At 40.2% G+C, this 12910-nt stretch carries 11 protein-coding genes and 1 riboswitch; of the genes, 2 read left to right on the plus strand and 9 right to left on the minus strand.

Going from position 1 to position 12910, the window contains the following annotated elements; genetic code table 11:
* Positions 1–48: 48 nt before the first annotated feature.
* The 3 genes from M3166_RS15165 to thiT all read right to left on the minus strand — a co-directional run bounded on the left by M3166_RS15165 (position 49) and on the right by thiT (position 2570).
* Positions 49–891 carry a polyphosphate kinase 2 family protein gene (locus M3166_RS15165; RefSeq protein WP_251690698.1) on the minus strand — a complete coding sequence of 281 codons (843 nt, stop codon included), beginning with the start codon at positions 889–891 and terminating at the stop codon, positions 49–51.
* A gap of 172 nt (positions 892–1063) precedes the next feature.
* Positions 1064–1816 (minus strand): type I methionyl aminopeptidase, encoded by a 753-nt coding sequence (map, locus tag M3166_RS15170; protein ID WP_251690699.1) that lies wholly within the window; start codon positions 1814–1816, stop codon positions 1064–1066.
* A gap of 187 nt (positions 1817–2003) precedes the next feature.
* Positions 2004–2570 (minus strand): energy-coupled thiamine transporter ThiT, encoded by a 567-nt coding sequence (gene thiT, locus M3166_RS15175; protein WP_251690700.1) that lies wholly within the window; start codon positions 2568–2570, stop codon positions 2004–2006.
* Between the two features lie 130 nt (positions 2571–2700).
* A riboswitch (TPP riboswitch) is annotated at positions 2701–2809 on the minus strand.
* Between the two features lie 115 nt (positions 2810–2924).
* On the opposite strand from thiT, the gene M3166_RS15180 reads away from it, so the two are divergent.
* Both M3166_RS15180 and M3166_RS19405 read left to right on the plus strand, forming a co-directional pair.
* A complete protein-coding gene (locus M3166_RS15180; RefSeq protein ID WP_251690701.1) occupies positions 2925–3257 on the plus strand; it encodes a DUF4870 domain-containing protein in 333 nt (110 codons plus the stop codon).
* A gap of 68 nt (positions 3258–3325) precedes the next feature.
* Positions 3326–3457 (plus strand): hypothetical protein, encoded by a 132-nt coding sequence (locus tag M3166_RS19405; RefSeq protein ID WP_285848937.1) that lies wholly within the window; start codon positions 3326–3328, stop codon positions 3455–3457.
* 50 nt (positions 3458–3507) lie between these two features.
* Here M3166_RS19405 and M3166_RS15185 read toward each other — a convergent pair whose 3' ends face one another.
* The 6 genes from M3166_RS15185 to M3166_RS15210 all read right to left on the minus strand — a co-directional run bounded on the left by M3166_RS15185 (position 3508) and on the right by M3166_RS15210 (position 12904).
* Complete coding sequence (locus M3166_RS15185; RefSeq protein ID WP_251690702.1) at positions 3508–6561, minus strand: AAA family ATPase; 3054 nt, start codon at positions 6559–6561, stop codon at positions 3508–3510.
* A 2-nt stretch (positions 6562–6563) separates the two neighbouring features.
* Positions 6564–7727, minus strand: coding sequence for an exonuclease SbcCD subunit D (locus tag M3166_RS15190; protein ID WP_251690703.1), 1164 nt, complete (start codon positions 7725–7727; stop codon positions 6564–6566).
* 144 nt (positions 7728–7871) lie between these two features.
* The gene (locus tag M3166_RS15195) at positions 7872–8735 is read right to left on the minus strand and encodes an SGNH/GDSL hydrolase family protein (RefSeq protein WP_251690704.1); all 864 of its coding nucleotides are present in this window, start codon (positions 8733–8735) and stop codon (positions 7872–7874) included.
* Between the two features lie 21 nt (positions 8736–8756).
* Positions 8757–9986: an aminopeptidase gene (locus M3166_RS15200; protein ID WP_251690705.1), complete on the minus strand. Its 1230-nt coding sequence runs from the start codon at positions 9984–9986 to the stop codon at positions 8757–8759.
* 3 nt (positions 9987–9989) lie between these two features.
* Positions 9990–11222, minus strand: coding sequence for a DEAD/DEAH box helicase (locus M3166_RS15205; protein ID WP_251690706.1), 1233 nt, complete (start codon positions 11220–11222; stop codon positions 9990–9992).
* 500 nt (positions 11223–11722) lie between these two features.
* Positions 11723–12904 carry an acetyl-CoA C-acetyltransferase gene (locus M3166_RS15210; RefSeq protein WP_251690707.1) on the minus strand — a complete coding sequence of 394 codons (1182 nt, stop codon included), beginning with the start codon at positions 12902–12904 and terminating at the stop codon, positions 11723–11725.
* Positions 12905–12910: the final 6 nt, after the last annotated feature.

Consider the following 12910-nt stretch of genomic DNA (forward strand, 5'->3'; position numbering starts at 1 on the left):
TTGAATAAGCTTTTCATTGAACCACCTTCATTTCATTTCAAAGCTCGCCTACCGTTTTTTCAACTTTTTCTTTTTTGATTTTACAGGCTTTGGCTTTATATCTATAAATTCCGTTTTTTCTTTATCTGGAGCTGTTTCATTACCTTTTTCGAAAATGTTCGTAAGCTTCATGCCCCGTTTTGTAACTTCTTTTTCTATATGGGCAACTGTTTCTTTTAGTACTTGAACACGTGCATAGTTTTTGTCGTTCCCTGCTATTAAGTGCCAAGGGGCGTCTTCCGAATTGGTTTTTTCGAACATTTCATCGGCTGCCTCACAATATAAATCAAATTTATCACGATTCCGCCAATCTTCAGCCGTCAATTTCCATGATTTATACGGATCGGCTGCTCTTTCATTAAAACGTTTAAGTTGTTCATCGGAATCGATATGGATCCAAAATTTAATCATTATATAATCTTCATCTGTCAATTGTTTCTCAAAGCTATTAATTTCTTCATAAGCGCGTTTCCACTCTGTCTCTTCAGCAAATCCTTCTATGCGCTCCACAAGTACCCGCCCATACCAGGAACGGTCGAAAATTGCGATTTGGCCATGCTGCGGCAACTTTCTCCAGAAACGTTGCATATAATGATACCGCATTTCATGGGGCTGCGGGGCTGAGATGGGCCATACCATTAACCCGCGCGGATCGATACGTTCAGTTAGGCGCTTGATCGCTCCCCCTTTGCCCGCTGCATCCATACCTTCAAATGCAATAATAAGGCCTATTTTATTGTTGAATAAAAATTGCTGGGCGTTTAGCATTTCGTATTGTAAAGCTTTCAATTGCTTCTTATAGACCTCTTTCTCCAGTTTTTGCGATAAATCCATATCTTTTAGCTTTTTCAAATAGTGCTGCCTCCCCTACTCCGGTTATTTATGTATATTTTACTTGAAAGTGTATGGAATTGGTAATTGTTGCAGTCATTTATTTGAATCGTTTGATTATTTTATGTTGAAGCCTTGTTTTGATAGAACAAAAAAAAGCGGGCGCACTTATATATGCACCCACGTTTATAACTTAATCTTCTAATGTTGTTAAAATAATCGGTTTGTCTTTAGTTACGATAATCGAGTGTTCGATTTGGGCAACTAATGATTTGTCCGGTGTAATGAATGTCCAGCCGTCACCTGATTCTACGATATGCTCAGCCTTCGCCGAAATAAACGGCTCTACTGCCAACACCATGCCTTCTTTCATGATTGTTGTATCCCAAGCATCATAATAGTTCAATACATGGTTTGGCTCTTCGTGTAATGATTTACCTAAGCCATGACCTGTTAAGTTCATAATTACTGTCAACCCGTGATCACGTGCTTCACGCTCTACTGCTTTACCGATTTGATTTAATTTTGAACCTGCTTTCACCTTTGTCATTGCACGATCAAATGCTGATTTTGCTACAGTGCAAAGTTTTTCTTTATCTTCATAACCTTCACCAACAACAAATGAAATACCTGTATCTGCAAAATACCCGTTTAAAGAGCCCGAAACATCAATGTTTACGATATCGCCTTCCTGAATAACCTTGTTACCTGGAATACCATGTGCAACTTCGTGATTTACTGAAATGCATGTATATCCCGGAAAATCGTATTCACCTTTAGGACCCGAAACCGCGCCTGCTTCCGCAAACATACGGCCTGCAATTTCATCTAATTCTTTCGTTGTCACGCCAGGTACTGTCGCAGCTTTCATCGCCTCACGAATTTCAGCACAAATGCGTCCAATTTTTTTAAACGCCTGGATTTCTTCTTGAGTAGTAACAATCATGTGTAACTTCCTTCCTCTTAAACAATGTCTATCCTTAACTATAGCATACTTAAAATCGGTTGTAATTGTTCAAGGATTTTAAAATTTGCCGTTTAATTACTAATTTAGTACAACTTTCTACTATTAATATGAAAAAACTTGCAGCAGGAAAAGTATTCCTCACTGCAAGCTTTGAGTTTTCTATTCGTTATGTTGTTTTTACTTTTTGCAGTAAACGAGGTGCAGATGTGAATAAAACAACTGCGATAATTGCCGTAAGTATAGTAGCAGGTACCATATAAGTACTGTTGTAGATAATTGAATAGGCCCATACATTATCATCGCCTGCATATTCTTTAAAGAACACGACACCTGCAAGCAAGTGCGATACAAATCTTAAAGCACCACCTATAAGTGCCCCAATGACGATATAAAATGCCATTTTCACTTTATTGAGCGATTGTGCAGCCTCTAATAACGGCTTTCTTACAATTGCCGCTAACCCTACTACTGTAAATGCAAGGCCGTAATCTAAAATAGCCTGAAGCCAGTGTACAATGTATGCACCGAACATCATTTGCATCACGCCGATCAGCAAGCCTGTTGCAAGTCCTGCTGTTAATCCCCAACGAATGGCCATTAACATGATCGGTACCATAACAAAGCTGATTGACCCGCCTTGTGCCCACATTTTAAATGATACTTGATCCAACACAAGTCCGATGGCAGCAAATATCGCTATCTCCACCATCATCAATAATTTCTTTCTGTCCATAACAATGCCCCTTTCTTTTATCCGATGTAACAAAAGTGAAGAGGGATAGAATGGAACTTTTACTTCTTCTAGGTATTTAGAAAAAGTAAAAAACGATAATCAGGACAAAAGCCTGACTATCGTTTGAACAGTCGGATTCTATCCACATCCCTACGCAAGTGCTAACTTACAGGTTCAAAGAGTCAGTGCAATCCCGTGCACAATCTCAGCCGACTTTCTCGGCACCCCTTGTGGTACATCTAATTTTTATTGTTTGAACATGCTCATTGTAACGAATATTTTTACAACTTTCAACAGCTATTATTTTGAAACGTAATAGAATTACATATACTAGATACGAAGGAGTGATAAATAATGGATCAATCGAAAGGTTTAAGTGCACTGAGCTATTTGAGCTTTTATTTTGCACCGTTTATTTTACCGTTAATTATATTTATTGTTACGAAAGATGATGCCGTTAAAGGCCATTCTAAAAAAGCTTTTATTACCCAACTCATACCGATACTGTTAGGGATTTTTTATATGATTTACTTTTTCACTTCCGTTCTTTCCTGGAATGACACTTTGACCTTGAGCATTCAGGACTTTTTTATTAGTTCGCATTTTATCGGATTTATTTTTTTAGTTGTTATTACGTTTATCCTGGCGATATGGAATTTAGCTCAAGCGATTAAAGTTTTACGTTAATGTTTATGAACGCTCCATCTTTGGGTATATTTTTTATACGAAATGTATTCGTTAAGGAGTGTTTACTAATGAAATTAAAAAAACTCATTAAAACAGCAATTAAATATGGACCAATCGTGTATCCGATCATTAAAAAAATGATGGACAACAAAAAAACTACACCCCAACCAGCAACTTCACGACGAACTCCAAAACGTTGACGCAAAAAACACATTTCCCACTTTAACTGGAGGGAAATGTGTTTTTTTTCTTACTTAATAATAATCTCAGTTTTACTGTAGCCTTCTTTTAGCTTTTGTACTTGCAAAATAGCTGGCATTGCTGCTTTTAATTCGGCCACATGGGAAATGACGCCGATTAAGCGCCCTGTTTGCTGAAGATCGATTAATATATCGATCGCTCTTCTTAACGCTTCCTCATCCAAAGTACCGAATCCTTCATCAATAAACATCGTATCGATATGCACACTTCCTTGAACACTTTGAATAACATCGGCCATTCCTAAAGCTAATGAAAGTGAGGCATTGAATTTTTCACCACCGGACAGTGTTTTTACATCCCGCGTTTGCCCTGTATGACTGTCATATACATCGATGCTGAGTCCGCTTTGGGCATTTCCTTCTTTCCTTCCTGTAGATTTCAGGAAGTATTGGCCATTTGATAAGACACGCAAACGTTCATTTGCCGCATGCGTCACTTTTTCCAAATAGCCGATTTGTACAAACCGCTCAAATGAAATCTTCGCATCATTTTGACCGCGAATTAAATTATAAACATGTTCGACTTGCATCAGTTTCGCTTTATAGCTTTCAATCTGCTGTGCGGATTGGTCAAGTTTATCGCGCGTCTCCTCACATTGCTCCACATAGGACTGGATCAACGTCATTTTCGAGTACTGTGCCTCGATCTGCTCATTCAGCTCATGAATCAGTTGCTCACATGCCGTTAAATCAGCTCGTTCTTTTCCTTCGAGCAAAGGTTCTTCCTCAGCAATTTGAACAGATAATGTATGAACACTTTGTTTGTACGCTTCAACCGCATCCTGAATTTGCTGCTGTACATTTAAAGGCAGTAATGCAGTCTTATACGTTTCCAAGTCGAAACCTTCCTGCTCCAATGCTGATTCAAATGCTTTTTGCGCTAAAAGAGATTCCTGCTGTTTTTCTGTTACAAGATTTTTCGCATGGAGATGGTTTACTTCACAAGATTTTTCATCCAATTGGATTTTTTGCATCGCTTCAAGTGCATTTTGAATTGCAATTTTCAAATGGCGATGTTTTTGCTGCTGGCTCGCCAATTCTTGTGTTACTTCATCCAATCTAGAAAACTGAGGCAATAATGATTGCTCACTTTGCTCAAGCTTCCCTTTTTCCTGCGCATATTGTTTATCAATATCGATTACATATTGCTGCCCTTTTTCAATGCGCCCTTGCAGCACTTCTTTATTTTCTGAAAGCTGTGCCATCGTTTTCTTTTCATTGATAAGCTGTGCCTGCTGCTGTTTTTGCTTTGTCAACTGCGCAGTCAGTACGGCCAATTGCTGTTCATACTCATGTAATTGTGAAAGCTCAGCGTCAAGTAACTGAAGCGCACTTCTTTTTTGTTCCAACGTTGCCTTTTCCACATCAAATTTCGAATTGACCTGGTAAAAGCTTTGCATCGCCCGATCGCCTTCATGACGCAGCTGTGCCAATGCATTGTCATCAATTACAACTGCTTCGCTGTTATGAATGGATGGGTGCTCTGTGCTTCCACATACAGGACATGCTGCCCCGTGCTGTAGTGATGCTGCAAGAAAGGCTGCCTGGTTGCTGCGTATTTGCTGCTCCATATTTTGCAGCTTCTGTTGTGCTTCATCAGCAACTTGTTTCTTATCAGCAAGCTGTTTCGCTAAAGTTTCGACATTTATTTGTATTGCAGCCACTTCTTTTACCATTTCAATTTTCCGTGCTAATGCAGCATGTGCTTCATACGTTTCATGGTATGTAATGGTCGCATCTTCCAGCTCATTTATAATGGCTTGCTGCTGCTGTTGTTTTTCTTTTAAAGAGAATGCTTCGTTTTGCAGCTTATCAAATAATTGCTTGGCATTTTTTTGGTTTTCTGTAAGCTTTGCCACCTTTTCCCGCTGTGTATTAATCGATTGATAAATCGGGACAAGCTGCTCAAGCTGCGAAATCGATTTCGTATAGTTATCCAACAATGGTTCTTGCTGTTTTTGCTCCTGATAATGATTTGTCGCCTGCTGAAGTTGTTCTTGTGCACATTCATAGTCAGTCTTTGCTTTTTGTAAGGAGACTTCCGCTTGTTCAAGCTGCCGTTTCACCTTATCATATTCACGTTCTAATGGTTCTATTTGATTAGCCTTTTTGGCAAGTATAAGTTTCTGCTGTTCCGCTTGTATTTTATCTTTTTGTTGCAATAATTCTTCGAGCCGCGCTTTCCGTATTAAAAACTTTTCAATCCGTTCATTTAACAGTCTTTGTTCATTTAATGTTTTAACTAACTTTTGTAATTCCTTTTTCGATGCATCATATTCACCTTTTAAAGCAGTACATTGACCCTCATAATATTGCTGTTCTGTCAGCAAGGCACTCTTTACTTGATACAGATTAATGACATCATTGTTCAACGTTGAAAACAATTCCGATTCTCTTTGCGGAAGTCGGGACCGAATTTCATGAATTGTATTGTCCTGCTGCATCTTTGCTTGTTCATAATGCTTTTCAGCAATATTCTTTTTCTCTTTAAGCAGTTCCACCATTTTCGTAAAGCGTTCCGTTTTGAAAATTTTCCGGAAAATCTCTTCTTTATGCTTTGATTCCGAAGTGAGGAGCTTTTGAAATTCTCCTTGCGGCAGCATGACGATCTGATTGAACTGGGACTGTGTTAAGCCGATCAGTTCTTCAACTTTCGACTGAATGAGCTTCACTTGAAACTTCTCCACAGCGGGCACAATGACCCCATCCGTAATTTCAAAAAACTCGCGCTTTGCACTTGCTCCGTCATGACCAAATTTCCGCCAAATACGGTAAAGGCGACCCCGTACTTCAAATTCTAGTTCGACTTCCGTATCAACAGTTTCATCCGCAAAATCACTGCGCAAAAACAGCGACTTTTCCCGATCCTCTCCACTTCCAGAATCATAAAGTGCAAACGTAATCGCATCAAAAATAGTCGTTTTTCCCGCGCCCGTTGCACCGGAAACGACAAAAATTCCATGTTCATGGAGTTTAGTAAAATCAATGACTTCTTTTTGATGATATGGTCCAAATGCTGTCATCGATAATTTTATTGGCTTCATCGTTACAGCACCTCCTGTTTTTCACGTTCATTTTCAATTAGCTGCTCTAATACATCAGTATAAATCTCTTTTATTTCATCACTTAAAGGCTTGCCTGTCATTTCCGTGTAAAATAGTTCAAACAGCTCCGAATCATCCATTTGAACTCGGTTCATAGTTGTCGCATGCTGTTCAAGCTGTGCATACACAACCGTTCGTTCAATATGCAAAGCATTCGGATAAACAGTGCGGACAAGTTCGGCAGCACCTTTTACATAATGTTCATCCTGCAATTTAACAAATACATAGTCGTCGTTTACTTTATGCTGCAATATATCCTCAAGCATTCCCGTTACGACACGCATATCCCGTACTGGTGTAAGCATCCTTTTTTCAATCGCCACTGATCCGTCTTCTTTTAAATCAACAACCAAAAATCCTTTTTTATGTGTCACTTCAGATTCTGAATACTTAAGTGGTGATCCGGAATATTGAATTTTCTCGCTTGCAACAAAGTGCGCCTGATGTAAATGTCCTAACGCTGTATAACAGAACGGTTCGAATAATGCTGAGCTGATACATTCCGTCCCGCCAATCGTCAATTTGCGTTCAGAGTCACTTGTATTCGGCTCCGGCATCCCGTCTTTTGTAATGAAGGCATGACCGATTATAATATTGCGTTTCGTATAATCCATTGTTTGTTTAATCTGTTCAATGATTTTCGCCATCGCCGCTTCATGCGATGTAACGGATTGATCATGAAATACTGCCCGTACAATTGACGGCTCTGCAAAAGGTACTAAATAAAAATGAACTTCCCCATACGCATCATGCATAATAACTGGTTCGATATTCTTTTCTAAATGACCGACGATATGTAAACCGCTCGCCTTCATAAATTCACTGCCAAAATTTAAACGTGTAGCGCTATCATGATTTCCAGCGATTGCTAAAATCGGTGTTTTTTCATCGACTAAAATTTCTTTCAATGTTTTATTTAATAGTTGGATCGCATCTGTCGGTGGTACTGACCGATCATACAAATCTCCGGCAATAATGATGACATCCGGCTTTTCTTTTCTAATTTCTTCGATAAACTGTTCAAGCACAAATTGCTGGTCTTTCGTCATCGATACACCTTGTACTATTTTTCCTAAATGCCAATCTGCTGTGTGAAAAATTTTCATGAATACCGCCTCCTATCTTATAACTATAAGTGTACATGAGGGAAAATAAAAAAACCACATCGTACGAATATTCGTTCGCACGTTGTGAGTGAGTAATTGAACAAAAAAACATTCCTTCAAAAGATTTTTGATGGAATGCTTTTTTTATACAAATATCGGTATCGGTTGATCCAGCGTATGCAGCGCGATATATGGTACTTCTTCTACCGCTAACTCCCTTTGCAGCTGAAGTATTTCTTCAAATGTTTTCGGGTTTGGGGCCGGCATTGCATCGATCGGCAAAATGAGTGCTTCATTCCCGTTATAATTTTTCAACATTTCATTAGCCATAATACGGTACCCTAGCTGGTTTGGATGCACATCCGCCACATTTGGCAAATATGTTGTGCGCTGCTGTTCAAATGCTTCATAAACATCTACAAATATATAACCTGCTGCTTCAGTTTCCTGCTTCAGTATCGTATTTAAAAGCTTTACCGCCTCTACTGCTCCATCTGCCTGTTCTTTATGAACACTTACATAAGGAAAATAATAGCCAAGTACATAAACTGCCGCTTTCGGTGCCTTTTCATTAATTAACGAAAGCAGCTCTCCCATTTGGGTACGCACTTCATTTAACGCGAAATTCGTATTGAGCTGACTAAAAACGAGTGTTCCCTGTTGCGGGTTATGTGTAATAAGCGGCAGTAAATTATTCGCTCCGGCTGACAGTGTGATTAATGTTGCTTCACTTAGCAATGGTTCAGCCTTTTCAGACTGAACGGTTTCAATCACATTTCCAACACGGTAACCGGGGAAAGTAAGCTCTTTAGAAAAATGCCCGAGCTTACCATGTCTCTCCAGCTGTAAAGCAATGTAATCCGTATAACCTGCATCAATTTGACTGTAAGGTGTTTGCCCTGCTGCCAAAGAGTCGCCAAGTGCAATATAAACTTCCCGTTCATTGGCCAATGCTGCCGTTGGAAACAGAACAATACAAAAAATAAGACTAAATATTATTTTTCGCATTTATTCACCCCACTTCAATTGTTAGAATGCCCAATTACCTTTTCTGAAAATCGGTTCTGTTGTGCCATCTGCCAGAATTCCGTCAATATCCATTTCCGCACTGCCGATCATGAAATCTTCATGTGTGATCGATGTATTAATGCCCAGCGCTTCCAGTTGGCCCTTTTCAAGTTCCTTACCACCTTCATAGCACGTCGGATATGCTTCACCGATTGCTAAATGATTAGAGGCATTTTCATCGAATAATGTGTTGTAATATAAAATATTTGATGAAGAAATAGGTGATTCATGCGGTACTAATGCCACTTCTCCCAGATATGAAGACCCTTCATCAGAAGCAACTAACTGCTGTAATAAGTCCTGACCTACTTTTGCCTCAACGTTCACAATCTTCCCTTTTTCAAAAGTCAGCTTGAAATCATCAATAATATTACCTTTATAAACAAGTGGCTTCGTATTTGATACATAGCCGTTTACACCATACTTTGCAGGCAGTGTAAAGACTTCTTCTGTCGGCATATTCGCGATGAATGTCGTGCCATCAGGTGCTTCGCTGCTTCCGCTTTTCCACAAATGTTTGTCCGGAAGTTCAATCGTCAAGTCTGTACCAGGTGCCGTGTAATGAAGCTTCGCATACTTTTTCTTATTCAGCTGATCTGCACGTGCGTGTAAATTTTCAATATGAGTTTGCCAGTTTGCTACTGCATCCCCTTCACCAATACGCACTGTTTTGAAAATTGCATCCCATAATGCAGGAACCTGCTCTTGTTCCTGTAAATCAGGGAATACTTTTGCCGCCCATTTCGGGGAAGGAACAGCAATAATTGACCATGCAATATCATCATTCATAACAGCTTTACGGTAATTAACTAATGCTGCACCAGCTGCTTTTTGCTGTGCTCCGATTTTTTCTGAGTCAATACCTGCCAGTAAATCTGGATTTTCTGCATCGATCCAAAGAAGTGCACCTTTACGTTCAATTAATTCTTCACGTTGTGCAACAACCCATTTCGGGAAATTAGCTGTTTCTTCCACCGTAACATTCTCATAATAAGCACGCTCAAAGCTGGCATCAGTTAAGTTTACATGAACACGGCTTGCGCCTGCTTCATATGCTTTTTTTACAACAATACGTGTAAAGTCCAGCGTATCCGTAGATGTGTTAATTAATAAATATTGGCCTTTTTGAATATTTACTCCGATTCGAACAGCTAAATCTGCAAATTGCTCTAACTTCTCTTGGAATGTCATGAATTATTTCTCCTTTTTCTTACTAAAAGTCATGCCTTTTTTATTGGACTTTGCTTGATACGGCTTTTTCTCTGTTGCTTTGTTCGCTGCAGGTGCCGCTTTTGATGTTACTGTCTTTGCATTCCCCTCGACAAGTTGTCCTTGAGTCCATACTTTTTGAACACCTTTTAAGGAAAGATCGCGCAACCATTTTTTGAATGTCTTTTCGTCTTTGTACGATAGTAATGTCAGTACTTCTCCGTCTGCACCGGCACGTCCTGTACGCCCAGAACGGTGTGTATATTGCTCGATTGTTCTTGGTACATCAACATGAATAACATGTGTTAAACCTGAAATATCTAAACCTCGTGCTGCAATATCTGTCGCAATTAAAATGCGTGCTTCCCCTTTTCGGAATGCATCCAGCGCTTTTTTACGCTCATCTTTTTTCATATCTGAATGAAGTGCTACAATCGGCGCATCACGGTATTCCAGCTTGTTCTGTTTCATTAGTACTTGGTCGATGTTATTAACAAATGCCAATCCGCGCAATCCTTCAATATTTGCTAATCGACGAAGCATATCGGTTTTGTCCCGCTCATCTACTTTTACAAAAGAGTGGACAACTTTGCCGAACTTCACCATATCTTCCGGCTTTATTTCGATGCTGACCGGTTCGAACATTAAGCGTTCTGCTACAAGCTTGATCTCTTCTGTAATCGTAGCCGATACGACAACGACTTGACGGCCAAAAGCAGCATTTTCGATAAACGATTTTACGACTACACGGTACTCGCGGCTAAGAAGCTGATCGCATTCATCCAAAACGATTGTTTCGATTTCTTTTAGTTTTAATTTACCTTGGCGTGCCAATTCATTGAGACGACCTGGTGTCCCAACAACAATTGTTGGCTTTTTCTTTAATTTTTCGATTTGGCGTGCCGAGTTCGCACCACCGATTAGTTGCTGCACAGTGATGTCTGTTCCTGCTGTCCAGTCACGGATTACTTCAACGATCTGCATCGCAAGCTCCTGTGAAGGTGCAACGATCAATGCCTGAGTTTGTTTCTTATTACCGTCTACTTTATTTAAAATCGGTAATGTGTAGGCTAGTGTTTTACCTGAACCTGTCGGTGATTCTGCTACGATATCTTTTCCTTCAACCATCGCAGGAATCATTTCCTCTTGTATTTTCATTGTCGTTTCAAACGACCATTTATTTTGAAGTGTTTCGTTTAATAAGCTAATTGCTGACATATTGTTTTACCACCTTTTATTCGTTGGCTTTAGTGTACCATATTCGGTTATTAATGCGGAAATTTGGCGGGATGTCGGTTAGTGCTTTTCAGCGAAAAAAGGAGGCGATGTGTCAAATGAAAAATGGCGCATGGAAGCTGGGGCTTTTTCTAATAAATTCGGAAATCATCTAATATATTTTAATTTGTTCTAATAAAATGGCGATCTTCTAATATATCCGTCCGTTGTGCTAATTCGGTTCGGTTCGCTTTGTTCTAATATCACCTAGCCTTTTTCTAATAAAGCTCCGACATTTTCGAATACCCCGTATAAATGTTCTAAAAATTTAAACCGTATGCTTTTCCACACGATTTGAACTAAAAAACTCGCCCATAAACTTCAAGCGTTCACCGAAGTTCTAATAACCTCCTCATTTCTTCTAATAACTTTCTCCATTGTTCTAATAAAAACGCCTACACCAAAAAAGCATGCCAGAAATCTCTTTCCGGCACGCCTAGTTTCTAAACTCTCTCGATAATTAAAGCAATTCCCTGGCCGCCCCCGATACAGAGACTGGCTACCGCATACTTCCCGTTGCGTCGTTGCAGTTCGTATGCAGCGGTTAAGATGATTCTCGTTCCACTTGCACCTACCGGATGACCGAGGGCAATTGCACCACCATTTACATTCGTTTTCTCACGGTCCAGTCCAAGTTCCTTTTCCACTGCGATATACTGGGCTGCAAATGCTTCATTAATTTCAACTAAGTCCATGTCCTCAATTGTTAAATTCGCACGCTCCAATGCTTGACGAATTGCCGGAGCCGGGCCGATTCCCATAATTGTCGGATCTACACCAGCGATTCCCCATGACACGATGCGGGCTAACGGCTTTAACCCTTGTTCCTTTACAAAATCTTCACTTGCGACAACGACAGATGCTGCCCCGTCGTTAATTCCCGAAGCGTTCGCAGCAGTAACTGAGCCGTCCTTTTTAAATGCAGGGCGTAACTTTGCCAAGCTTTCCAGTGTACCGCCTTCTTTAATATGTTCATCCTGATCTATTAAAATCTCGCCTTTTCTCGTAGCTACAGCAACCGGCACAATCTCTTTCGCAAAGGTGCCGTCCTGACGAGCTTTTGCTGCACGTTCGTTTGAAAGAAGTGCAAATGCATCTTGTTCCTCGCGGGAAATCGTATATTGTTCAGCAAGCTTTTCTGCCGTCAAGCCCATCCCTGAACCTGTATACTGGTCAGTTAATGTCGCTTGAAGCATATCTGTAAACTCTAGGTTGCCCAGTTTTGAACCGCTGAAGCGTTGCTCGAAATTCGAATATGGCGATTGGGACATATTTTCCGCTCCCCCAGCGAGTACAACATCCCCTTCACCTAGCTGAATCATCTGAGCCGCCGATACGACAGATTGCATGCCCGATCCGCAAAGACGGTTTAACGTTAATGCTGGCACTTCCTTTGGCACACCTGCATAAAGGCCGATATGACGGGCTAAATATGCCGAGTTTGCACCTGTTGTAATTACACCCCCGTAAATGACATGGTCCACTTGCTCAGGCTGTACGTTTGCGCGATTTAACGCTTCCACTGCTGTTTTTGTACCAAGCTGTACTGCATCTGTTGTTGCAAAAGAACCTCCAAAAGCTGTAAATGCTGTACGTGCCCCGTCTACGATATATACGTTTTTCATTATTCC

It is taken from the genome of Solibacillus isronensis (assembly GCF_023715405.1).
Taxonomy (GTDB): Bacteria; Bacillota; Bacilli; order Bacillales_A; family Planococcaceae; genus Solibacillus; species Solibacillus isronensis_B.